Genomic DNA, 24989 nt, shown 5'->3' on the forward strand with positions numbered 1-24989 from the left:
GCGGCATCATCTGCCTCATCAGCTGCAATTTTAGCTGCTGAAACTGTTTCTATTGAAGGAGTGTTGGTTGCCTCAATGGCTGCCTCTGCCTTTTTAACTACGCCTTCCTCTTTTGTTATAGCTGATGCTGCATCATTTGCTGCCCGGATTGCATCTGTTGCTGCACTCTCAAGGGTAGCCGTAGCTTCACCGGCTGCTGTAGTGGCATTTTCCATTGCCTTATCAACAGTATCTGCTGCAGTTGCGGCATCTGCTGAAATTCCGGCAGCATCAATTGCTGCCTGTATTGCCTGTGAGCTAATATCACCATCATCAGTTACGGCTGCAGCTGAAATTGCTGCCTTAGCTGCCTCCTTGGCGGGCTGTACTGTTGCAATTACATTATCATATGCAGTCTTTGCTTCACCGGCAGCTGTCTTTGCTGCTGCAATTGTTTCCTTTGAAGGATCCTTTCTTGCTACCTGAGCTGCCTTATTTGCCTTGTCAGCTGCATCCTTTGCGGCCTGTATTGCTGTATTGGCACTACTTACTGCAATCCCTGCATTTTTTACTGCATCACTTGCAAAGTTCTTCTTAACTTCATCAAGCATAGCTTTAGCATTTGCTGCATCATCGGCAGCCTGAGCATCGAAGCCCTTTTCATCCCCTTTGCCCAATACTGCATCTTTATCATCTGCAACCTTTTCAATAGCTGCAGCTGCTGCGGACTTTTTGTCGGGATCACTGATTTCCTTAGCTGCTTCTATGGCTCTCTCATAAGCATCAGAGATTTCAAGAGCCTTGTCATGCACCTCATTTGCTGCGGTCTGTGCATTGTCTGCAGCTGTCTGAACTTCCTTTATTGTAGCTTCGGAAGGATTCTTTGCTGCAGCTGTCTGCGCTTTTCCGTATTCATCTGCTGCATCACCTGCTCTGTTTTCTGCAACCTCAGCTGCATCAATTATTTTCTTGATAAGATCATCAATAATTTCACGAGCAGCTTTATCTGCAGCTGCCTTTGCATCTTTGGCTGCATCCCTCGCTTCTTTGGCTGCATCCTTTGCATTCCCGGCTGCATCCTCAGCTGCTTTTCTGGCATCGGGATCTAAAGTTGCATTAGCTGCTGTTTCTGCCAATTCCTGAAGTCTCTCGGCCTCTTTGGCTGCTTCTTCTGCTTCTTCAGCTGCTTTTTTGGTAGCACGTACATCTTCTATTGTCGGCTCTTCTTCGGATTTAAGTTTTTTACCGGCATTTTCTGCAATAATTGCCTTATTATGGGCATCTTCTGCTGCCTTGTCGGTTTCTTCCGCTATTCTAAGAGCTCCTTCTTTTTTGGCAAGGTCAAGAGCAGTCTGAGCATCTTCTGCAATCTCCTGTGCTTTTTCAGCATTTTCCAGTAATTCCTGTGCTTTTGCCTTAATGTTTTCTGCCTGCCCTTTAGCTTCGTTAGCAGCGCTGATAGCATTATTCTTAGCATCGCCTTCTTCCATCTCTTCGGCTGCGCTGATTACAGCATCTGCTGCATTTATTACTGCCTCTGCTGCATTAATGATATCCAGAGCCAGATTTATGGCTTCAATAGCTGCATCACTTAGGTCAGCAATTTTTTCTTCTGAAGTCTTTTCATCCTGTTCAAGTGCATTATTTGCATTTGTGAGAGCATCATTGGCTAAATCCAATGTATCATTCTCATCAGCATTCTCTGTTTTTACTTTTTTATCAAGTTCTCCTTTTGCTGTATTTAATGCATCTACTGCGCTCTGTGCGTTCAGTTTTTTCCTTGCTTTCTCCGCTTCTGCCAAAGCATCGATAGCAGCTTTGGATACCTCATCAGCTACTTTTTTAGCTGATTCAGCTGCGCTATTTGCAGCTTCCGAAGCATTACTTGCTGCAGTTTTGGCATTATTATAATCTTCATTTGCATCAGCTTTTTCTTGTGAAATTGCTTCAGCAGCATTCTTGGCATTAGTTGCGGCAGTACTTGCCTCAGATGCTTTGGTTGCAGCGCTTCCTGCTGCGGTCTGTGCATCGGTAGCGGCATTATTTACTGCATTTATATTGTCGTAAGTAAGCTCTTCTCCCAGCTTATTAAGTGCTTTTGTAAGAGCATTATTCTTACCTGTTGCAGCATCTTCTGCATCCTTAGCAAGCTGCATAGAATCATTTGCTTTTTTTGCAGCATAAATAGCATCATTCATTGCCTTGTCGTCCAGATCCTTCTGGGCATTATCTGCTACCTGACGTGCTGCCGGAATGGTTGTATCTATAGCAGTATTTGCTTCATTGATAATGCTATTAGCTGCTTCCAAAAGCTGCTTGGCAATTTCAATAGTCTTTTCACTGTAAAAAGCTTCGTTTTCAGAGTCTTCATTTATAAGAAGCTTTTCATTTATTATTTTCTCCGCTGCTGCCTTATATCCTTCTGCAGTAGCTTTAATTGTTGTTGCAGTAGACTCAGCGGTATTTGCACTCATATAAACTGCGGCGATGTTACCTGCTGTTTTATCGTCATTAAGATATCCAACTGCATTGCTTAATGCAGTCATTGCACTTTCTAACTGCTCTTTTAAGCTGGCAACTGATGTAATGTCAGATCCTGTCTGAGTATTTGCGGCAGAATCAAGAGCCTTTCTGGCATTATCTGCTGCATTCTTAGCTGCTGTAGCTTGTTTTTTTGCCTCGCTCTCCTGCTTTGTAGCTTCGGTTGCAGCATCTATAACAGATTGCTTTAAGTCTGCATTATCAACAACTTTACTTGCTGCAGTATTTGCAGCTGCAGCTTTTGCATTTGCAGTTGCTGCTGCGGCTGTTGCTGCTTTTTCTGCCTTATATGCAGCTTCAATTTCCGCTTTAGTATCAACTGATTCAGATGCATTTTTTGCAGCTGTTGCTGCTTTTTTTGCTGCTTCTGCTGCTTCCTTTGCTTCTCTGATTGCTTTTGCAGCTTCCTTTGCTGCAGCATCCATGTTTTCTTCTGCATTTCCCGCTGCAATATCTGCAGCTGAAACTGCATCTTTTGCTTCCTCTGCTGCAGCAGCTGCTGCTTTTTTAGCTTTAACAGCGGCATCTGCTACATCCTGATCTGTTGTTGATACTGATTTCTTACCTGCCCAGGTCTCTGCCTCAGTAGCTGCTGTTGAAGCAGCTGAAGCAGCGCTTCTTACAGCTGCAACATTCTCTGTTGAGGGATTATTCTCAAGGTTCTTTATGGCAACATTTACTTCCTCAGCTGCCTTTATTGCTCTTGCAGCAGCAGCTGCTGCTCTTGCTGCATCCGCTGCCACACTGGCTTTGTCAGCCGATTCTTTTGCATCTTTTGCTGCCTGCTGAGCCTTGCCTTCTACAGAATCATTATCTACTGTTTTATCTTTCCTGATAAGAAGTGCTGCTGCCTCTTCTGCAGCAGTTGCTGCATTATTTGCTGCCTTGGCTGCATTTTCTGCGGACTTTGCCTTATCATCTGCTCTATCAGCCAAACTCTTCAACTCAGTTATAGAAGGTTCTTTTTTTGCAACTTCTGTCATTGCGTTGGCAGCTGCAGTTATCGCTTCTGATGCTCTTGTATCTGCAGTACTTTTTTTGTTTTTGGCAGCAGTTGTAGCATCTTCTGCATCGCCATTTAATTTTGTCAGCGCTGCCTCTGCTGCTGTCTCTGCGCTATTAGCCTGCGCGATTGCATATTCTGCAGCTTCCTTAGCTATTTTTTCACCGGCTGTTGCTGTATTCTTGGCTATTTCCGCATAAGCCTGCTCTGCTGCTGTATGTGCTGCCTGCGCTGCACCGTAAGCTGTTTCTTCGTTAGTACTTGTTTTAACACCTGCTGCGTCTTTGGCTTCTTGAGCAGCTTTCTTGGCTGCGTCTATAGTTATGATATTTACTGTTGTCTTAAGTGCATCAGCGGCGGTTTTAGCAGCACCACCTAATGCATATGTTGTCGAAGCAACATCTGATGCTTTATTTCCTGCCTCTATTGCCGCATTATCAAAGATTTTCTTTGCTGTTTCTGCTGCTGCATCAGCTTCCTCTCCGGCGGGACCTACTAATTCCCCAAATTGTTTTGCGTACTCCATCCATTCTTTCGCCGCATCACGGTCTTGGCAACTAGGTGCATTCTCGGAAATCTTTTTTGCAGTCTCAGCTGCTTTCTTAGCAGGCTCTACTGCTGCTGCTGCTCTATCAGCAGCATCCTTTGCCTTTTTAATATTAGCTGCTGTGGGGGTACTTTCAACATCTCTTTTTGCTGCTAAAGCGTTCATATATGCACTGAATGCTTCATTTGCGGCATCATACATTTCTTGTAATGTTTCATCATCATAATAATATGTACTTTCTGATGTTGAAGAATTGCCTTGCGTTTCTGTTGAACCACCGGAATAAGGGTTGACCTCTTTGGCCATTGTGAAAGTTATTGACTTGATCCTGATATCCTTCGAGTATTTATAATTATTTCCCCATGTTGGATGATCATAATCATAATAATCACCGTTATTTACCATAATATCGAAATATTTAGCAATACCGGTTGAAGGTTCAATATAATTCACACCTTTACGTGATGCATCCTCATAAGAGAAAATCTCATTCTGATTCTCATCCAGCAGCTTATAGGTAAATATTGGATAAGATGCAGGTACATTTATATCGTAGCTGTTTTCCATATCAACTTCCATACTTACGAGCCTGCTTAAATCAACCTCGTTTTTCTTACCTTCTTTCTTCATCTGGAAGTATTTCTCTTGAAAATCATGAGTAAATGTCAAGTAACCATCTGTGCAATGTTTTCCGCCTTCGATTCTATTATAAAATTCAACGTTATCTTCGCTTCCGGATGTGCAATCATAGGTGATTTTATATGTATTATTAGTATCAGAATATACAGGTTTTTTAGTAGCAGATGGCTTACCGTAAATAATGATAGACTCAATTCCAACTTTAAAAGTGCCCTTGTTATAAGAAGCTGAGCTCTTGATTTCATCGTCACGATAAAAGCTGATTGCTTTAAAATGTCCGCTGAATTCACCGCTCCAATCGCCCATATTTACAGGAGGTGTATAACTACCTGGATAAATATTAAGCTCATAGCTGTTTGATTTCTTTAATTCCTTAGAAATCCAATCAGATCTACGCATGGTCTTACATGTATAATATACACTGGTATTATTCTTCTTTAAGCTCTCAGCAGATGTAGCATTAAGAGCATTGGTATCAAGAAGACGTACTCCAAAGCCCGGATTATCTCTGTCTATCGTATTTTTCGAATTATCCGTTCTGAACTTGATAGCAATATGGTCAACCTCAAAACCATAATATGCTTTACCAAGGTCCAGAACATATTCGTTATACTGGTCCCTGTAATTAACATCAAATTTGATTTCCTGCAACTTCTGCTCAGACAGTTTCCCCCATCTGTCTGTAACAACTTTTGATTTTGAAAATGTTTTAATCGCACTACCCGGCACATTGGCAGTATTTCCCCAGCTCACATAAAAGCCTACTATACTTGAGCTGGCTGCCTCTGCTTTAACGGCAGTGAAATTAATTGATCCCACCATAATTACAATGGCAAGTATAAACGCTATTGTTCTGGTGAATTTCTCTTTCATAACTTACTCCTTCGTAACACCCATTCATTACATTCATCTGTAATACTTAATCATTTTTAGGAAACTATGAAACTCTTTCATGTTTCCGCTAGTATAGTAGCAAATTTATTAAATTTCCGTAAACGCCGTAAACATTGAAACTGTGAACAATCTGTGTTTTTTGAAACTAATTTCTAAAAGTTCACTTTATATTTGCAATAAAAATAGTCGATAATCCGAAAATTATCGACTATTTTTCATAAATATTCATTTCTAATCCCTAGTAATATTCTTGATCCAATCGCTCTTGAAATAATGATGAATAGCAAAAGGCATCTTGGCAAACTCATCGGTACACATAAGAACATATACAATAAGTGGTGGTAGCTTCAACACAAAGGCGCTGATCAGTCCCAGCGGAACTGCGAACCCCCACATACACGATATATCCAGAATCATTCCGTACCTGGAATCTCCGCCGCATCTAAAGAGCGATGCGATGAGTACGGTATTTATTATCTGCCCCATCTGATACACGCAGTTGATATAGAGCATGATCTTAAGATAATGCGCCGCAGTTTCTGATATCTTCACAAGTCCCGGAACAAAAGGACTTATAATAAACAGTACCAATCCCGAAATCAGGCAGGATACCAGTGCCACCCTCATTATAGAAGAAGCATCCCTTCTTGCATCCTCCAACCGGTTCTCCCCTATCTCTTTGCCCAGCATAATGGAAGAAGCTGCGGAGATACCAAAGCCCACAACCGTTACCAGATCACGTGCCACAGACACCACAGAATTGGCAGCAACAATGTCCGATCCCAGATGCCCCATAATTATGGAGTTCATGTTAAAGGCAAGGCCCCACATGGCATCGTTGATAAATGCCGGCAACGAATATTTGCCGAAATCCGAAACCAGATATCCCGGAATCCTGAACATGTCCAAAACATTCTTCGGTAAAATATTTTGTTTCAAAAAATCAATTATGCACACAACCAGCCCTGTCCCGCAAGATATAGTCGTTGCAAGGGCAGCTCCCGCAATCCCCATCTCAGGAAAGGGACCCAGTCCGAAAATAAGCAGTGCGTTTAAACACACATTGATTAAAAGCGTTGCTGCAGAAAGGGTTGTTGCAAATCTTACTCTCTCGCAGCTCTTAAGTATAGTCAGATAGGGCTGTGTTATTCCCAGGAATATATAGGAAACTGCAACATACCTTAAATACACCGCTCCCGCATCAATTAGTTCCGGAACATTGGTCCAGATCCTTATTAAATATCTTGGGAAGAAAAAAGCCAGCACGGCAAAAGTGACCGTAATTGCCAGTGAGATAATAAGGCCGATTCCCAGGATCTTGGAAATAGTCTTCCTGTCTCCCTTGCCCCAATACTGCGCCGCAAGAATAGTCAGGGCGGAATTAAGGCCAAAGAAAACAACATTTAATAAAAACATCACCTGACCGGCAAGGCTCGATGCGGAAATTGACGTTTGGTCAACCCGGCCCAACATAACAACATCCGCCATACTTACGGCGGATGCTATTAGATTCTGTATTACAATTGGAATTACCAGTACAAAGAGTTCGTAGTAGAACCCTTTTCTGGCTGATATAATCTTCTTCATTTCGATAACCTATTAACAATATGACCTCAATTAATCTTACTGCTGATCGAAGTCAAATACCACAGTGAAATTTTCATCAAATTTGAGTCTTGCATCGAAGGTGGTTCCCTTCTTGCTGTTAAAGCCTGTGATGGTATCAGTGATCTTATCATTTAAGAGCTTGGTGAACTGCTCTTTGGATAGCTCCACTCCTGCGATCTTACCTATGAAGAACTTGCAGCCACCCTCTTCTCTTGAATAGTCTTCACAGCGATAGCCAAGATGGCCCTTGATGATGTTCTTACCGCACTTAGGACACTTAAGGCCCTCCAGGGTCTCATCCTCGCTCTCAAAGATAAATCTTACTCCGGTGACCTTGCCCTCTTCATCCCTGGACAGAGCAAGCTTCGCCTCGAAGGGATTGCCTGCCTTGGACTTAAAGCCTGTAATGGTGTCTGTTATCTCATTCGTAAGAAGAGCCTTGACCTGGGCATCCTTTAGCTTGACTCCTGCGATCTTACCGATATTGAACTTACAACTGTTCCCAGGGTCTTCCCTGTTGTAATTGCTACAGCCATAGCCAAAAGGAGTAACCACTATGTCGCCGCCGCAGATAGGACACTTAACATCCTTCACGGTCTTGGCTTCCACGTTTTCAAAGTCAAAGGTAACTTCCGCCTTGCCGGCTTCATTCTTTTTCATCACGAGACAGGCGTCGAATTTCTTGCCGCTCTTTCCCTTGAAGCCTCGGATTGTCTGTGTATGACCTTCCTTAAGAAGCTCCAGGACATTGGCCTCCGACAGCTGTTTCTGAGCAACCTTGCCAATAAAGAACTTGCAGGAAAAAGGATCGTCCGCCTTGAAGTTCTCGCAACCAAAGCCGATGTTCTTTTTCATGATACGGCCGCCGCAGTCAGGGCATACCACTCCCTCAAGGTACTCGGGTTCAATGCCTTCAAAATCAAATACTATCTGAAGCCTTCCCTCTTCACCTTCAGCAAGTTTAAGTTTGGCATCAAAACTCTTTTTATTCTTGGATTTAAAACCCTTGATCACATCGGTCTGTCTCTCGGTAATAAGGGTCTTAATGGTCTCGTCATCCAGCTTCTTGCCTGCGATCTCGCCGATACTGAAATAACAGGGATTCTCTTCCCTTGTTCTGTTCTCGCAGGTTACGCCGTAGCCGGTCTTGACGATCCTGCCGCCGCAGACAGGGCAGGTAAGGTCCTCCACATATTCAAGAGGAACCTCTGAAAAATCAAATCCGATGGAAGGCTTGTCATTCTCATCCTTATTAAGTACAAGAACTGCGCTGAATTTCTTCTTATTCTTACCGACAAAACCTGAGATAACGCCTGTCTTACCTTCAGTAAGAAGAGTCTTAACATCCTCCTCGGACAGGTCAACTCCGGCGATCTTGCCGATGCTGAAGCCGCATTTGATCTCATCTATAAAGTAATTGCTGCAGCCGTAGCCAAAGGAGGTGGTGGTGATCTCTCCTCCGCAGGCGGGACATTTGACACCTATTGGGCGTCTTGCGGCGATTCCCTTGGCATTTTTGCCTGTGAACTGACCGATGTTGGAGACGATGGCGTTAGTCAGGTCCCCTCCTATCATCTTGTTGGTCTCGCGCCTTATGTAGTCCTCGAGCTTGCGTCTGTACTCGCCGCCGTTGACTGAGCCGTTGACGATTCCCTCAAGGCCCTTCTCCCAGCTGGCGGTCATCTCGGGGTTCAGAAGCGTAGGCACTGTGAGCCTTACGACTTCATATATCATCTCTCCCAGATTCTCCGGGGTTATTATCTGGGTCTTATTGTTCTGATTAAGATATTTGATCCGGACAAGCTTGGCAATGATCTCAGCTCTTGTGGCTGAGGTTCCGATGCCGGAGCCCTTGATCTGCTCACGGAGTTCTTCGTCCTCTATGAGGTTACCCGCATTCTCCATGGCAAGAATAAGGTTACCGGAAGTATATCTCTTGGGCGGTGAGGTCTTTCCCTCCTTGATGACGTAGCCGGAGACGGTGATGACATCGCCCTTATTGGCGCTGTTAACGAAGGCGATGAAGTCCTCCTTGGACATATTTACATCTTCTTCGCCGTTATCCTCGGAAGGCTTCTCTGTGGGCTTACCCGACACTTCCATATATCCAAGAGTTGTAAGGACCTTGGCTGATGCAAAAAACTGCTCATCTCCCACTCTTATCTGGATCTTGGCGGTGTCATACTCCGCAGGGGGATAAAAGATCGCCAGAAATCTCTTGCAGATAAGGGTATAAACATTTTTGGCAAGGGGTGACAAAGAGCCGACAGCCCCCGTCTGTCCCGTAGGTATGATGGCATAGTGGTCGGTAACCTTGGAGTCGTCCACATAGGAGGTCTTCTCCAGATTCTTGTACATGCCATGGGTCAGTACGTTCTCAGCGAATTTCTTGACATCCTCATAGGCTGTAATGCCTCTGATATTCTTGGTTATCTCCTTGGCAACTGCCGTTGTGAGAACTCTGGCATCTGTTCTTGGGTAGGTTGTAAGCTTCTTCTCATAGAGCTCCTGAGCCACCTCCAGAGTCTGCTGAGGACTTATCTTGAATATCTTGGAGCACTCGGACTGAAGCTCCGCCAGGTTAAATAACAGCGGCGCTCTCTTCTTGCTCTTACCCTTCTCGATATTCTCGATGAGAGCCTGCTTGCCTGTAAGTTCCTGAATAAGGGTCTCGGCGCTCTCTTTTTTCTTGAAGCCGTTCTCCTTGTACAAAAGAGGGGACTCAAAATATTTGGAACCCTGAACTGCCTTCCACTCCGCACGTAAATGAGCATCACCAAAATCCCCTACTATTCGATAGAAAGGGGTCTCAACAAAGTTCCTGATCTCACGCTCTCTCTGAACTACCATGCCCAGAACGCAGGTCATAACTCTTCCTAATGCAATTGCTGTGTAGGATGTGGTTGCTGCGGCGTCATTGATTAGCTTGCCGTATTTGACGGAAAGGACTCTTGAAAAATTGATACCAAGGCTGTAATCCTCTATGGCTCTCATGATACCTGACTCTCCAAGGAGCGCGTAGTCGCTCATGGGCCTTGCCTCATTGATTCCGCGTCTGATCTCCTCATCGGTCTGAGAGTCGATCCATACGCGAAGCTCAGTCATGCCGGGTCTTACACCGCCATAGTTCCTGATATTCTCTTCAATTGTCTGTCCTTCTTTTCCCGAGTCTCCTGCCCAGTAGACGGTATCGATGTCGTCTCTGTGCAAAAGAGCATTGACTGTATGGTACTGCTCCTTGGCGGTTTCCACCACGCCATATTTGTAATTCTCAGGTAGAAAGGGAAGGTCTTCCAGCTTCCATTTCTTGTACTTCTCGTCGTAGACTTCCGGGTACACCATCTCAACAAGATGTCCGTAGCACCAGGAAACTACATAATTATCATTCTCTATATAACCTGAATTTCTGTTGCCTCCGGATACCCCCAGAACTCTGGCGAAATCCCTGGCAACAGAAGGTTTCTCGGTAATAATTAATTTTTTAGCCATTCGTAAGTTCATCTATTCCGATCAACTTAAGGCTCCCTGAAGATTTCATAGCCGCATCCTGCAGATAATCATCAAAGCCGAAAGTTGAAAAGAGATAGATTATATCTCCCTCAAGTCTTGCTTTTTGTGCGCAGGAGTAGATATTGTCCAAGTCTGAATGGGTGGCCTGTTTCTGCCAGAAACACATTCCGAAAGCGGTATCCCCGGTATCGCTCTGGGTAATGATGTCTATGCTGCCATCCTTGCCAAGCCACTCGCCCTCATCTCCGATCTCAAAAGGAAATAATCCCCGTTCCTCCTGTCTGAAGAGATATTCGCGGCAAACGGACTTGAAGTATTCATTGGCATAATTCTGCATTCCCGCAGATATAAATATATCATAAAATTTATCCGCAGGCATCTGCAAAAGACTACTTTCATTTGGAAAAATAAATCTAAAATAGAAATTGAGCAGGGGGTCTGCTATCTTGTAGACTCCCTTCATGACATTTTCCCTGCCGGCATTTCCGAAGGAATAAGCCTTGTAGGCAAAATCGTGGTGAATAAGTGTTTTAATATAAACAGAAATCTTTGCCCTGGAAAAACCGGTGGCATGATACAGATCGTTGAGCTTGTTGATGCCCCTTGCCATCTGAGCCAGGATGGTGTGATATACGGCTGTCTCACGGAGGTTCTCCGAAGTCAGCCTCATGGCCTCATCGTGCAAAAATGAGCCGGGGTCAAGCATGTTCTTGCATATGTTCTCCTTGAAGGAGAGGTTCTCGTCAAAATATCTCCAGAGGCCCGTCTGACCACCCAAAACCGAATAGGTCAGAACCGCATCTCTGTAGGACATCTTGGGATAATATGCCCTCATCTCCGAGAAAGGAAGGGGCTTGATCTTGCGAAAGCCTGAGATACTGCCGGCCGTATTCCCAATGCTCGCAACCATGCTGTTCTCCACCCAGTTGATATCGTTGCTCACAAGAAGAACAAGGATCTGTCTGAGCTTGCCGTGTTCCGTCACATAGTCAGACAGTTCCTTGATAAAATCCGCGGAAGCCTTAACAATATGCTCGAAGTTCCTTATTACAAGAATAATGGGATTGTGGCCTGCAGTCTTGAGGCACACATCAAGAATCTCCTGAAAATCAGGTTTTTTACTCATATTTATTCCTGAAAGACTAAGCTCCTTGGCCCACAAAAAAAGCTGCTCTCTCAGTGATACCGAGCGGGCGCAGTAATAAACGCTTCGTCTGTTTTCGAGGAATTTGGTAAGAAGTGGATCAAGAGCAATATTCCTGTGGCCGTAAACCACAAGAATATTGCTGAGTCCGCTCTCATAATATCTGTTTAAAAAATTAAGATCTATCTGTCTCTGGGCTTCCATAATAGGTTCTCGCTTCTTTAAATAGTATTGTGAACAATTACATTACTTCTTATTGATATATCCGCTGGCCTTAAGAAGCTCTGCACACTCTACTGCACCGCCTGCTGCGCCGCGAAGTGTATTATGTGAAAGTCCTACAAACTTCCAGTCATAGATTGTGTCTTCTCTGAGTCTTCCGATGCTTACGCCCATGCCGTTCTCGTAGTTGACATCAAGAGTAACCTGAGGCCTGTTCTCCTCTTCCATGTACTGGATGAACTGCTTAGGTGCGCTGGGAAGCTCCAGTTTCTGAGGAAGTCCGCTGAAGTTAACGAGCTTCTCAACAAGCTGCTCCTTGGTAGGGTTCTTCCTGAACTTAACGAAGGCAGCTGCTGTGTGACCGTAAAGAACAGGGATTCTGATGCACTGGCAGGTGATCTTCATGTCATTGGAAGGAACGATAACGCCGTTCTCAACCTTACCCCAGATTCTTAAGGGCTCTTTCTCTGACTTCTCCTCTTCTCCTCCGATGAAAGGAATAACGTTACCAACCATCTCCGGCCACTCCTCGAAGTTCTTGCCGGCACCTGAGATAGCCTGGTAGGTTGTTGCTACCATCTCGTAGGGCTCGAACTCTTTCCATGCTGTAAGAGCAGGTGTGTAGCTCTGAATTGAGCAGTTGGGCTTAACTGCGATGAAGCCTGCATTGGTTCCAAGTCTCTTCTTCTGGAACTCGATGACATCCATGTGCTCGGGATTGATCTCGGGAATGATCATGGGAACATCGGGAGTCCATCTGTGAGCTGAGTTGTTGGAAACAACGGGAGTCTCAGTCTTGGCATACTCTTCCTCAATGGCCTTGATCTCATCCTTGGACATGTTTACAGCTGAGAGTACGAAGTCAACGTCCTCTGAAACAGCCTTAACATCTGTAACATCCTTAACAACGATATTCTTAACAGACTCGGGGATAGGACCATCCATTTTCCATCTGCTGCCTACAGCCTCTTCATAGGTCTGTCCTGCTGACCTGGGGCTTGCTGCAATAGTCTTAACCTCAAACCAGGGGTGGTTGTTGAGAATAGAAATAAATCTCTGTCCTACCATACCTGTTCCGCCAAGAACCGCTACCTGTAACTTCTCGCTCATAATATTTCTCCTCTTTCTTATAAATATTAATGGTGACATATGTCACTAATTTACACTAATGCAAACTGTTACTCCATGGTAAATGATGTCATGAACTCCTCATTGAATGCTATAACTTCCTGCATCTTGGAAGGGCTTGGTCCTCCTATCGTAAGTCTCTTGTTAACGCAGGTCTCAAGACTGATGGCATCATATATATCCTTATCGAAGAGCTCTGAGAATTCCTTGAGTTCCTCCAATGTAAGGTCATCAATCGCACACTTCTTATCAATACAAAAAAGCACCAGACGTCCGATAACGGAATGTGCGTCCCTGAAAGGCATTCCCTTGTTTACCAGATAGTCTGCTGCATCTGTCGCATTGGTAAAGCCCATCATTGCGCTCTTTTCCATGTTGTCCTTATTAAATTTGAGGGTACGGAGCATGTCGGTGAAAAGTGTGAGGCAGTTGTCCACTGTATCTATGGCATCAAAGGCCGCCTCCTTGTCCTCCTGCATATCCTTGTTGTAGGCAAGAGGTATACCCTTCATGGTTGTCAAAAGAGATGTGAGGTCTCCGTATACTCTTCCTGTCTTGCCCCTTACCAGCTCTGCGATGTCCGGATTCTTTTTCTGAGGCATGATACTGCTGCCTGTGGAATAGGCATCGTCAATCTCCACGAATCTGTACTCGTTGGAGTTCCAGATGATGATCTCCTCGCTGAATCTGGAGAGATGCATCATTATAGTAGAAAGTGCTGACAGGTATTCTATAAGGTAGTCTCTGTCGGCTACCGAATCCATGCTGTTAAGTGTTGGGCCAAAAAAGCCAAGCTCGGAAGCTGTGAACTCTCTGTCCAGAGGATAAGTGGTTCCGGCAAGAGCCCCTGCTCCAAGAGGACAATAGTTCATTCTATTCCTGATATCCTTCATTCTAAGAAGGTCTCTTCTGAACATCTCGAAGTAGGCACCTACGTGATGAGCCAGTGTAACGGGCTGAGCCTTCTGAAGATGAGTAAAGCCCGGCATGTAGGTGGTGAGGTTGTCCTTCATGATATCATTCAGGGTCTTAAGCATATTCATAAGAAGATCTGCGGTATGCTCGACCTCGCCTCTTGCATATAGCCTCATGTCCAGAGCCACCTGATCGTTGCGGCTGCGGCCTGTGTGAACCTTCTTGCCGGCATCTCCTATCCTGTCTATGAGATTGGCCTCGAGAAAACTGTGAATATCCTCATATTTGGTGGTAATCTCAAGTTTCCCTGCCTTAACATCGGAAAGGATGGAATCAAGTCCCTCTGTAATCTGCTCCTGTTCCTTCTTGGTGATGATGCCCTGTCTTGCCAGCATGGCTGCATGAGCCTTGCTACCCATGACATCCACCTCCAGAAACCTCTTGTCAAAGGTGATGGAAGCATTGAAATTCCATGCCAGTTCATTGATATTTCCGGTAAATCTACCGCCCCATAACTGTGCCATCGTAAATCTCCAATATCTAAATAATTATGTAAGTGTTAAGTAAGTTAAGTAAAATCGGTTGAAAAATGTTGTATAAAAGATGAATATTAGTGGATAATTCCAGTATAAACTGGATATTTATACAGTGTTTAATACGTTGACTCATTAAAGCAAAAAAAATTATAATCAGAATTTAACATACTTGAATGAGAAAAACAATGTATATTATTGCACAAATGTTATTGAGAATAATATCATTCTTTAGGCAAAAAGACAAATGTCTTTGTGATGCGGACACATATTACTGTATCTGTAATGTATATTTCAAAATTACAGTTCACGAAATGGTCACAAATTTTATTAAGTAAAAGGAACCATGCAACCTTTCAAGGTTTTGGCTATTTCGCCGTTTTTTTACAAAAGCCGTAATATTGGACAATTTTTGATAGCGTGTGTGCAAGTTTTCGAAAGTGCCCTTAATCGTTTAATGTTACTATTTAAGTGCTCGAGCAAACCACTAACCAAGCCTTACAGAACATCATTTGGGGGTATTTTATGAGAAGAAAATTTGCTTTATTGACGAGTCTTGCTCTCGCAGGATTCATGGTAGTAACAAGCAGCTTATCGTCTTTCACGTCTTATGCTGCTCCTAAGCTCATCCCTTATCAGACCATCCAGGCTGAGTCCAATTTCGGAAGCTCAGGCGTATCAACAGCCAGAGGAATTCCCGGACAGGTCATCGTTACAGGTCTTGAGAAGGACGACTACTTCATGGTTAAGGACGTAGACTTTAGCCAGGATGTTAAGTCACTTACATTTAATGCAAGTTCAGAAGGTGCTTCCATCGTAGAAGCCAGACTTGGCTCCGTTGACGGCCCCGTACTTGCTAAATTCAGAATTGGAAACACTAACGGAGAATTCAAGGATTTCACAGCCAACGCACTCACAAGTGCCAAGAATTACTCCGCTCTCTATTTTGTAGGAACCTACGGAAGTGTTGATGTAGACTTCTGGTCAGCAACTCCCGCAGATGTTACACCTGAGCCCGAACCCGAGCCAGAGCCTACACCTGTATACGACACTATCGATCCTTACACAACCGTAGAGGCCGAGTCCGCTACTGAAAAGAAGGGCGCTGCGGTTCTTTCAGCTGACGGTGTTTCATATGCTTCTATGAAGGTTAACGGCTATATCGGTTTCAAGAACGTTGAGTTCGCTGAGGATACAGCTTTCATAGCTATAACAGCCAAGTCCAGCAAACCCGCTGTTGTTGAAGTAAGACTTGACAGCCCTGACGGAACATTCGTAGGCAACATCAAGGTTAATGCTACAGATACATTCTATACCAAGTCTGTTCAGCCCAAGGTTTCTGTTGCAGGTGTTCATGATGTTTACTTCGTATCAGTATTTGACGGCACATCTGTAAACGTTGATTCCTGGTATGCTAAGAAGGCTCCTGTTAAGCCCGATCCTCAGCCCGAACCTGAGCCGGAACCCGAACCTGAGCCGGAACCCGAGCCCGAGCCTACAGCAGTTGATCCTTACAACACTGTAGAGGCTGAGTCAGCTACTGTTAAGCAGGCCGCTGCTACTCTTGTATCAGGCAGCACAACATATGCTCTTCTTCGTGCTAACGGATACATCGGATTCAAGAATGTTGAGTTTGGTTCTGACGGCGCTGCTGTTCTCTATGCAACAGTTAAGTCCAATCAGTTTGCAGTTGTTGATGTAAGACTTGACAGCCCTGACGGAGCATCAATCGGAAACTTCAAGGCTAACGATGCTGATACTTTCACAGAGAAGCACTTCCAGCCCAAGACTGTAGTTACAGGAATACATGATGTTTACTTCGTTTCTACACTGTCAGGCACATCAATTGGTGTCGATTCCTGGCACGCAAGAAAAGCTCCCGTTAAGCCCGATCCTCAGCCCGAACCTGAACCCGAGCCTGAACCCGAGCCTGAACCCGAGCCCGAACCCGAGCCCGAACCCGAACCTCAGCCTGTAGTGACCGGTCTTTCAACCTCTTACACAGTTAATAACTGGGGATCAGGATATCAGGTAAATGTTAAGGTTACCAACAATGGAACAGCTAAGGCTGAGACATGGACAGTTAAGGTTAACAAGAACGATGTTGGTATCGATTCTATCTGGAATGTAAATGTTACTGAAGAAGGCAACTACTACGTAATCACTCCTGTTGTTTGGAATTCAGTGATCGATCCCGGCAGATCCGTAGAATTTGGCTTCCAGGGTTCATCACATGTAAAGGATAAGATCGAGCTCTTCGCTGTTGGTGAAGGTACTTCAGAGCCCGAGCCTACTCCTGAGCCGGAACCCGAGCCCGAGCCTGAACCTGAGCCGGAGCCCGAGCCTGAGCCCGAACCTGAACCCGAGCCTGAACCCGAGCCCGAACCCGAGCCTATCGTTGTAGATAACGACCTTACTCTTGAGTACACAATCAGTGGTCAGGGTAACTACACAATCAACTTTAAGGTTGTTAACAATTCCAAGACTGCTGTTAACGGTTGGACACTTAAGCTTAAGAAGAGCGATGTTAAGATTGACAACAGCTGGTGTGTAAAGGTTGCATCCGTAGGTGATTATTATGTGATCACTCCTGAGTCATGGAACTCTACAATCTACGCAGGCGATGCTGCTTACTTCGGAATTCAGGGTAGCGGATCCATCGGAAGCACAATCGGATACACACTTAACTAAACTAATATGATTACATCCTGGTAAGGCTAAACAATGAAAGGCCCACAAGACTGATCATCTTGTGGGCCTTTCTATATGTGCTAATTTGGATTATAGATAATTGCTGCGCAGGTGATGTCGTCGGATTGGTCAAGGCCCTGGGAGTAGAGGTTGACGGAGTCGACTACATCGGATACTACGAGTTTGGAGTCGTAGGAGTTATTGTAATGGCTATAGCTTGTGCTGATAGTCTCAATGAGTCTGTCGCCTCCGTACTCCTCGTCGTTCTTGTTGAAGGCTTCAGTTACACCATCGGTGTAGATGAAGATACCCTGCCCTGGTTTGAGGGTGATGCTTGATTCTTGAATGTTCATGTCTTCGAAGAGACCAAGTATGATTCCGCTGTCGACGTCAAGGAATGAAGGCGTATCCGCCAGAACCACCGGTGTGTTGTGGCCTGCGTTTGCAAAGGTGATGATTCCGGTCTTTGTGTCAAGTCTGGCTGCAAATACTGTGGCGAACATGGACTCGGGGTTACTCTTGCAGATCTCTTTATTGACGGTGTTAAGGGCCTCTGAAAGGGACTCTCCGGTTCGGAGCTTTTCTCTAATAGTGGATTTGACCATTATCATAAAGAGTGCGGCAGAGATTCCTTTTCCGGAGATATCACCTACGATGACGCAGGTATTGTCACTGTCCAGTTGGAAGATATCGTAAAAGTCTCCTCCTACCATCCTGGCGGGATGTCCGCAGCCAAAGGCCTCAAAGCCTTCGCCCTTAAGCTCATATTCCAGCGGAACGATACCGCACTGGATATTTCTGGCGGTTTCCAGCTCGGTGGCCATTCTCTCACTCTCGGCAGCTTCCACTGCTATCCGCTTCATGGCATCATCAATATCATCCTCCATGTCCACCATAGTTCTCCAGAGAACCTCCAGCTCATCTCCTGTGTTGATGTTAAGGTCCTTAAACACTCCGCCCTTCTCTTTGCCCTCCTTAGCTTTACTTAGTTCATTGTAGATACCGGCTCTTTCCGTAAGTCGTTCTATAGGGCTTAAGAATCTCTTTTTTATCCATTTGTTGATTCTGATGCCTATTAGAATCATGAATATGATCAGGACAGGAATGACCAGAGCAAGGAATGTATTGATTCTCTGGGAAATAGTGTTGATGGTTATGGTAATTGCCTGGTAGCCTATTAGGTTACCCTCGCTGTCATATATCCCTTCATAATCGGTTCCCACAAAACCAATTTGTTCTCCATAAGAGACCGGCATGAACCACTCAGAGGAAATAGTTTTGTTAATGACAGGAAGGCTCTCGATACTGCCGTTCTCATTGGAAATCCACTGTCCGGGCAGAAAAGCCCTGGATCTTTCGTTTCCGTCAAAAACTATGACCATTCGATCGTATTCTTCATCGTAAAAAACATAATAAATGTTCTGAAGCTCCGCATCGCTTCTGCAGGCAGAGATCATATTTCTGTTAGCCTTGTACTCATTATCAATATTGACAATGATTCTTTGTACATAATCGTCTGCGAACTGGTCAGCTCTTATTTCTTCAGGTGTAGAGTAATATACATCTTTTACCGCAGCGTAGCACTGCTCCAGATACTCATTGCCGATGAGGGAGGTAACAAAATTCCCCAAATGCTTAGCTTCTCGTTTATAGGCCCTCAAAGTTGGTCCTATAACGATCAGGCCATCAAGCACTATGAACATTACCAGAATTGTGCACGCACAAAAGAGGATAGCCTCAAGTACTACCCTCTGAAGTGAATTATTCTTATTTTGAGAAGCCTGTTTCATCTTCACAGGTACGGCCCATTGCCATCCGGAGGATTGTCGGGAACAAGACCGATGCTACCAGCCCCCATAGACTTTCCACCAATCCTCGTCGTTGCTCCGCTGCCACCCATTACTCCCCCGGTTACCTTGGAAAGCTGTTTGCCGGTAAGCTTTTCATCCTTCTGTTTCTTAGTCTTTTCATTGTTTTTGGCCATATTATACCCTCCCGTAAGCCGTTATATCCTACTCTATAATTATATACGAATAAAAAACGCTTATGGCAAAAAACAGTAATAACATGTGCAGTCACATTATACAGCAAGGATGTTTCTTGTGGCGATAACGTCTACGCCTGTTCCGGCAACATCTTTTACCAGAACATCTCCTATGCTGATGGGAGCTGCTACGGTAGCTGCGTCGATATCCTTCATCACTTCAAAAATCTTGCTCTTAGGAATATCGTTTGCTGTTTTCACCGATACTCTCTCCTTGTCTCCGCCTGTTACCTTAACAGTGCTGGTGACGATTCTGGTGGGGTTAACCACCTCTTTTCTTGCATATATATCGCCCTTGGGGCAGGTGTTACCCTTAACCTCGGTAACCTCTCCGTTATCCATTGTTACCGTCAGCTGGCAGCCCATGGGACAGCCTATGCAGGTAAGTTCTCTGTTCTCCATATATTTAAGCTCCTTCCGATTCCTGATTACTCTTGCTCGATCTTGACGGTGATCTTCTTAAGGCCCGGTTTCTCTGTGAGCTGAGTCTTCTTAAGTATTATCTGCTCCATCTCGCCGGGGGCTATGATCCTCTTTTTGTTGTGCATCACTCTCTCATCGTCAAAATATACGCTGACATAGGAGTCTTTGTACACATCGCCAACTCTGAATCTAACTGTGAGAAGGTCATCCATTCTGTCAACATTGATGGTGCTGGGAACGGTGTATCTTGCACCCTGTGTAGCCACCAGTTCAATGATGTTATCGGAGCCTTTGGTCTTGCAACCATCGTTAATGTATTTAACCGCGTTCTGACCTGCTCTCTTAGCTTCCTCAGAAACATAGTCCACCAGGTCATGAACGTGAAGCACGTTACCACAGGCAAATACGCCGGGGATGTTGGTCTCAAGGGACTCATTTACAACAGGGCCTGAGGTTACGGGGCTCATGTTGACGCCGGCTGCTCTTGAGAGCTCGTTCTCAGGGATAAGTCCACAGGATAAAAGAAGTGTGTCGCAGGTGTATCTCTCCTCGGTGCCGGGAATAGGCTTTCTGTCGGGGCCTACTTCTGCGATGGTAACTGCGGTCACATGCTCTTTGCCCTCAATATCAACTACTGTATGTGAGAGCTTGAGCGGAATTCCATAGTCGTCAAGGCACTGTACGATATTTCTCTTAAGGCCGCCGGAATATGGCATAAGCTCTGCCACTACCTTGACCTTGGCGCCTTCGAGGGTCATGCGTCTTGCCATGATAAGTCCGATGTCGCCGGAGCCAAGGATAACAACTTCTCTTCCGGGCATGTAGCCTTCGATGTTAACAAGTCTCTGGGCTGTTCCCGCTGAGAAGATTCCCGCAGGTCTGTAGCCGGGGATATTCAGGGCTCCTCTGGGTCTTTCTCTGCAGCCCATGGCAAGGATAACTGCCTTGGCAGGGATCTGGAACATTCCGTCCTCCCTGTTCATGGCGGTAACAGTCTTGTCCTCTGCTATGTCCATTACCATGGTGTTAAGCTTGTATTCGATTCCCAGGTCCAGAACCTGCTTGATGAATCTGTAGGCATATTCAGGGCCTGTAAGTTCTTCTTTGAAGGTGTGAAGCCCGAAGCCGTTGTGGATGCACTGGTTCAGGATTCCGCCCAGCTCGTGGTCTCTCTCCAATATTAAAATGCTGTCATTTCCTGCTTCTTTAGCGGCTACTGCTGCTGCAAGGCCGGCAGGACCACCGCCTACTATCACAATATCGTATGTCTTCATGATCCTGATACCTCCCCTTTGGTTCTCTCTATTACAATGTTGGACTTGCCGCCGCTCTTTGTTATCTCTTCAAATGTAAGACCCAGCTCTCTGTTAAGAATCTCCATGGTCCTGGGTGAGCAAAAGCCTGCCTGACATCTTCCCATTCCTGCTCTGGTCCTGCGCTTAACACCGTCAAGGCTTCTGGCGCCAAGAGGTCTGTGGATTGCATCCAGAATCTCACCCTCTGTGATGGATTCACATCTGCAGACGATGGTTCCGTAGGCTGGATTCTTTTTGATAAGTTCATTCATCTCTTCTATAGTAAGGCCTTCAGTTCTTGTGATGCCCTTTCGTGTGGCGATGAAATCTGTTTTTTCCTTAAGTTCCATCTTATCCTTGAGCATTCCTGCTACCATCTCGCCGATGGCTGGAGAAGCAGAAAGTCCGGGAGACTCGATACCTGCCACGTCAATGAAATGAGGTGCATCCTTGACTTCTTCAATTACAAATTCATGCTGCTCAAGGTGAGCACGAAGTCCTGCGAAGGAGGTGATGACGTTTCTAAGAGGAAGGTTCTTCACATTCTCGCTGGCCTTGGCCTGGAGCTCGTTAATGCCCTCTGCTGTTGTGGCTGTGCCTTCCTTGTTCTCGATGTCGATGGCTGTGGGGCCTACAAGGAGGTTACCGTGAACGGTGGGAGTTACCAAAACGCCCTTACCGTACTTGGTAGGCTGAGGGAAAATAGTGTGAGAAACATATCCGCCAACCTCTTTGTCAAGAAGGCAATAATCGCCTCGTCTCTCGATGATGTGCATCTTGTCTGCACTTACCATGTTGTGGATCTTGTCAGCGTAGACACCGGCTGCGTTGACAACGTATTTAGCCACGTATTCACCGTTGTTGGTACGAAGGTGCCAAAGGTCGTCCTCGCCTTTTTTGATATCCTCAACTCTTGTGTTGAATCTGAACTCCACGCCGTTGACATTGGCATTCTCAGCCATGGCTATTGTCAGTTCAAAGGGGCAGATGATTCCGCCTGTGGGTGCATAGAGAGCGCCTTCCACGTCATCTGAGAGGTTAGGCTCCATGGTAAGAGCTTCCTCTCTGGAAAGTATCTTAAGGCCCTTAACACCGTTTTTTACACCTCTGTCATAGAGCTTCTGAAGACCGTCCAGCTCCTCTTTATGGATGCAGACTACCATTGAGCCGTTTCTCTTGAAGGGAATATCAAGGTCTGCTGCAAGCTGATCCATCATCTCATTTCCGCGGACATTGAGCTTAGCCATAAGTGAACCTTCATCGGCATCAAATCCGGCGTGAACAATAGCTGAATTAGCCTTGGAGGTTCCTTCGCAGACGTCCTCGCATTTTTCAAGGACACATACATTTACCTGATAGCGTGAGAGTTCTCTTGCTACCGCGCAGCCGCTAACACCGGCTCCGATTACAATCACATCATACATATCGTCATTCTCCTTTACAGCCCCCCGGCTGTATCTATATAAATCTATTAATACACTTCTTTAGCCCAGCCTCTGGTGGAAGCAACTGCCTGCTGCCAGCCCTTAAGCTCTTTTTCCCTGTTCTCCTTGGACATCTGTGAGGCAAAGGTCTTCTCTATGGACCAGTTGCTGCACACATCGTCTCTGTCCTTCCAGAAGCCCACCGCATAGCCTGCGAGGTAGGCAGCTCCCAGGGCTGTAGTCTCAACACAGCTTGGTCTTATTACATTGGTGTTGATGATATCTGCCTGGAACTGCATCAGGAAGTTGTTCTTGGAAGCCCCGCCGTCCACTCTAAGGGAGGTGAGTTTCTTGCCTGTATCAAGTTCCATGGCGTGAAGCACATCGTAGGTCTGGAATGCCAGTGACTCCAGTGTTGCCCTTATGATGTGGTACTTGTTAACGCCTCGTGTAAGTCCCACGATTGCTCCTCTTGCGTAAGGATCCCAGTAGGGTGCGCCAAGGCCTGTAAATGCGGGAACCACGTAGCAGCCGTTGGTGTCATCAACTCTTGTGGCAAAATATTCAGAATCGGGAGCTGAGTCGATAGCTCTAAGCTCGTCTCTAAGCCACTGAATTGCGGCTCCTGCCACATATACCGACCCCTCAAGGGCGTAGGTAACTTTGCCGTTGATGCCCCAGGCGATGGTGGTCAGCAAATCATTCTTGGAAAAGATCGGCTTGTCACCGGTATTCATCAGCATAAAGCACCCTGTACCATAGGTGTTCTTGGCATCTCCTTCGTTAAAGCAGGTCTGTCCGAAGAGGGCTGCCTGCTGGTCTCCTGCCGCTCCTGCGATCTTGATGGGGCCTCCGAAGAACTCCTCATCGGTCTCACCGTATACGCAGCTGGAGGGTTTAACCTCAGGAAGCATGTTCATGGGTATATCAAGAATTTCGCATAACTCTTCATCCCATTCCAGGGTATTTATATTGAACAAAAGAGTTCTAGATGCGTTGGAATAATCTGTAATATGAACGGCGCCTTTGGTGAGCTTGTATATAAGCCAGGAATCAACGGTTCCAAAGCAGAGCTCGCCTTTTTCCGCTCTTTCTCTTGCGCCTTCAACGTTATCCAGAAGCCATCTGATCTTGGTTCCTGAGAAGTAAGGATCGAATTTAAGTCCTGTCTTTTGCTGGAACTTCTCAACGATTCCGGGGACTTTGGCCTTCATCTCCTCAGCAAAGTCCGCTGTACGTCTGCACTGCCATACTATGGCGTGGGATATGGGCTGTCCTGTCTTTCTGTCCCAGACGATCACGGTCTCTCGCTGGTTGGTAATTCCGATGCCGGCTATATCCTCGTAGGTGGCGCCGATCTTGCTCATTGCCTCCCTTGCCACCGACAGCTGTACCTGCCATATCTCACTGGCGTCGTGCTCAACCCATCCGGGCTGAGGAAAAAACTGTGTGAACTCCTTCTGAGCCACAGAACACATCTCTCCCTTTTCATTGAACAGAATACATCTGTTGCTGGTTGTGCCTGAATCCAAGGCCATTACGTATTTTGCCATACTCACTTCTCCTTTTATATGAACGGTTTGCTTGGAAACCATTGCTTAGCTTATTTATTGTCTGTCTGACCTGCAGGTCACAGCTGCCATACTTCCTCGTTGGTGGAAGAAATGGCGATTGCTCCTGCGTCCAGGGCATTCATTACATCTTCTTTGTCTGAGATCAGTCCCCCTGCGATTATGGGAACTCTGCTGACTCTGTTGATGCGTTTGATCATCTTGGGAAGTACTATTCCCGGCAGAAATTCGATGAGATCGGGTCTTATGGTTTTATTGGCAGCCTGCTTCTCTATGTTTGTAAGCGCCATGCTGTCCAGGATGAAATACCTCAGCACCGTATTAAGGCCCAGCTCCTTGGCATGCTGGATCAGCCCGCTCTTGGTGGTTATGATGCCGTCTGCCTTGGTGTTGTTCTTGATAAAGTCGGTGCAAACGTCCTTGGAATTATTAAGACCGGTAAGTAGATCCACATGGACCATTGCCACCTTATCCACTGCCTTTATCCTGTCCACGATCCCAGGAATGGTAACGATATCTCCGTACAAAACAAAGATGATCTCCACTTCCTCCCTAAGGGCCGCTTCCAGTCCTTCGTCGTCCTTCACCGCCGCGATTATGGGGCAGGCTTCCACTTTTTCAATGAATTCTCGGTTGGTCATATATTATTCCTATCGCACAAATATATTTGAATTTTGCTTGCGAAATTCATGCACCGAGCACGGTTGCGACAAGCAACATCTTCCTATCGTGCGAGTGTGCATATAATATTTTCAATTTTTATGCAGTTTTTTTGCATAAAAATTGAGCGCACGAATACATCGGGATTCTCTCCCGTGCACCTGTACACTCTCTTCTCAAGTCTCATCATTAATTTCATGACACTATAATATACTTTT

Annotated in this window: 14 protein-coding genes; 1 reads left to right on the top strand and 13 read right to left on the bottom strand. The window is 45.6% G+C overall.

The window, feature by feature from the left end:
• From NXH67_RS10830 to argH, 6 genes are all read right to left on the bottom strand, one after another.
• A partial coding sequence (locus NXH67_RS10830) for a hypothetical protein (RefSeq protein WP_272797392.1) occupies positions 1–5582 on the bottom strand: 5582 nt, incomplete at its 3' end.
• A 252-nt stretch (positions 5583–5834) separates the two neighbouring features.
• Entirely contained in the window at positions 5835–7190 is a 1356-nt protein-coding gene (locus NXH67_RS10835; protein WP_272797393.1) for an MATE family efflux transporter, read from the bottom strand.
• A gap of 36 nt (positions 7191–7226) precedes the next feature.
• Entirely contained in the window at positions 7227–10700 is a 3474-nt protein-coding gene (locus NXH67_RS10840) for a DNA topoisomerase III (protein ID WP_272797394.1), read from the bottom strand.
• Entirely contained in the window at positions 10693–12069 is a 1377-nt protein-coding gene (locus tag NXH67_RS10845; protein ID WP_022777122.1) for an ATP-binding protein, read from the bottom strand. The genes NXH67_RS10840 and NXH67_RS10845 overlap by 8 nt, the downstream gene beginning before the upstream one ends.
• A 42-nt stretch (positions 12070–12111) precedes the next feature.
• Entirely contained in the window at positions 12112–13197 is a 1086-nt protein-coding gene (gene asd, locus NXH67_RS10850; RefSeq protein WP_022777121.1) for an aspartate-semialdehyde dehydrogenase, read from the bottom strand.
• Between the two features lie 68 nt (positions 13198–13265).
• A complete protein-coding gene (gene argH, locus NXH67_RS10855; protein WP_022777120.1) occupies positions 13266–14654 on the bottom strand; it encodes an argininosuccinate lyase in 1389 nt (462 codons plus the stop codon).
• Positions 14655–15188: 534 nt separating this feature from the next.
• Between argH and NXH67_RS10860 the strand changes: the two genes are divergently transcribed.
• A complete protein-coding gene (locus NXH67_RS10860; RefSeq protein WP_272797395.1) occupies positions 15189–17354 on the top strand; it encodes a cellulose binding domain-containing protein in 2166 nt (721 codons plus the stop codon).
• An 80-nt stretch (positions 17355–17434) separates the two neighbouring features.
• On the opposite strand, the gene NXH67_RS10865 is transcribed toward NXH67_RS10860, so the two are convergent.
• The 7 genes from NXH67_RS10865 to NXH67_RS10895 form a co-directional block, all read right to left on the bottom strand.
• Positions 17435–19144: a PP2C family protein-serine/threonine phosphatase gene (locus tag NXH67_RS10865; protein ID WP_272797449.1), complete on the bottom strand. Its 1710-nt coding sequence runs from the start codon at positions 19142–19144 to the stop codon at positions 17435–17437.
• A 2-nt stretch (positions 19145–19146) separates the two neighbouring features.
• A complete protein-coding gene (locus tag NXH67_RS10870; protein WP_272797396.1) occupies positions 19147–19338 on the bottom strand; it encodes a hypothetical protein in 192 nt (63 codons plus the stop codon).
• Between the two features lie 96 nt (positions 19339–19434).
• Positions 19435–19800, bottom strand: coding sequence for a DUF1667 domain-containing protein (locus tag NXH67_RS10875; RefSeq protein WP_022777116.1), 366 nt, complete (start codon positions 19798–19800; stop codon positions 19435–19437).
• Between the two features lie 26 nt (positions 19801–19826).
• Positions 19827–21095 carry an NAD(P)/FAD-dependent oxidoreductase gene (locus tag NXH67_RS10880; protein WP_272797397.1) on the bottom strand — a complete coding sequence of 423 codons (1269 nt, stop codon included), beginning with the start codon at positions 21093–21095 and terminating at the stop codon, positions 19827–19829.
• Positions 21092–22540: an NAD(P)/FAD-dependent oxidoreductase gene (locus NXH67_RS10885; protein ID WP_272797398.1), complete on the bottom strand. Its 1449-nt coding sequence runs from the start codon at positions 22538–22540 to the stop codon at positions 21092–21094. The genes NXH67_RS10880 and NXH67_RS10885 overlap by 4 nt, the downstream gene beginning before the upstream one ends.
• 47 nt (positions 22541–22587) lie before the next feature.
• Positions 22588–24093 (bottom strand): glycerol kinase GlpK, encoded by a 1506-nt coding sequence (glpK, locus tag NXH67_RS10890; RefSeq protein WP_272797399.1) that lies wholly within the window; start codon positions 24091–24093, stop codon positions 22588–22590.
• A 77-nt stretch (positions 24094–24170) separates the two neighbouring features.
• Positions 24171–24752 carry a glycerol-3-phosphate responsive antiterminator gene (locus NXH67_RS10895; protein WP_022777112.1) on the bottom strand — a complete coding sequence of 194 codons (582 nt, stop codon included), beginning with the start codon at positions 24750–24752 and terminating at the stop codon, positions 24171–24173.
• Between the last annotated feature and the right edge of the window lie 237 nt (positions 24753–24989).

The organism is Butyrivibrio sp. DSM 10294 (assembly GCF_028539135.1).
In the GTDB taxonomy this organism is placed as follows: domain Bacteria; phylum Bacillota; class Clostridia; order Lachnospirales; family Lachnospiraceae; genus Butyrivibrio.

What these genes read in the sequence shown, in the direction of transcription:
- NXH67_RS10835 (WP_272797393.1), bottom strand. Translation starts at nt 7,190, where the DNA reads ATGAAGAAGATTATATCAGCCAGAAAAGGGTTCTACTACGAACTCTTT.
- NXH67_RS10840 (WP_272797394.1), bottom strand. Translation starts at nt 10,700, where the DNA reads ATGGCTAAAAAATTAATTATTACCGAGAAACCTTCTGTTGCCAGGGAT.
- NXH67_RS10845 (WP_022777122.1), bottom strand. Translation starts at nt 12,069, where the DNA reads ATGGAAGCCCAGAGACAGATAGATCTTAATTTTTTAAACAGATATTAT.
- asd (WP_022777121.1), bottom strand. Translation starts at nt 13,197, where the DNA reads ATGAGCGAGAAGTTACAGGTAGCGGTTCTTGGCGGAACAGGTATGGTA.
- argH (WP_022777120.1), bottom strand. Translation starts at nt 14,654, where the DNA reads ATGGCACAGTTATGGGGCGGTAGATTTACCGGAAATATCAATGAACTG.
- NXH67_RS10860 (WP_272797395.1), top strand. Translation starts at nt 15,189, where the DNA reads ATGAGAAGAAAATTTGCTTTATTGACGAGTCTTGCTCTCGCAGGATTC.
- NXH67_RS10865 (WP_272797449.1), bottom strand. Translation starts at nt 19,144, where the DNA reads ATGAAACAGGCTTCTCAAAATAAGAATAATTCACTTCAGAGGGTAGTA.
- NXH67_RS10870 (WP_272797396.1), bottom strand. Translation starts at nt 19,338, where the DNA reads ATGGCCAAAAACAATGAAAAGACTAAGAAACAGAAGGATGAAAAGCTT.
- NXH67_RS10875 (WP_022777116.1), bottom strand. Translation starts at nt 19,800, where the DNA reads ATGGAGAACAGAGAACTTACCTGCATAGGCTGTCCCATGGGCTGCCAG.
- NXH67_RS10880 (WP_272797397.1), bottom strand. Translation starts at nt 21,095, where the DNA reads ATGAAGACATACGATATTGTGATAGTAGGCGGTGGTCCTGCCGGCCTT.
- NXH67_RS10885 (WP_272797398.1), bottom strand. Translation starts at nt 22,540, where the DNA reads ATGTATGATGTGATTGTAATCGGAGCCGGTGTTAGCGGCTGCGCGGTA.
- glpK (WP_272797399.1), bottom strand. Translation starts at nt 24,093, where the DNA reads ATGGCAAAATACGTAATGGCCTTGGATTCAGGCACAACCAGCAACAGA.
- NXH67_RS10895 (WP_022777112.1), bottom strand. Translation starts at nt 24,752, where the DNA reads ATGACCAACCGAGAATTCATTGAAAAAGTGGAAGCCTGCCCCATAATC.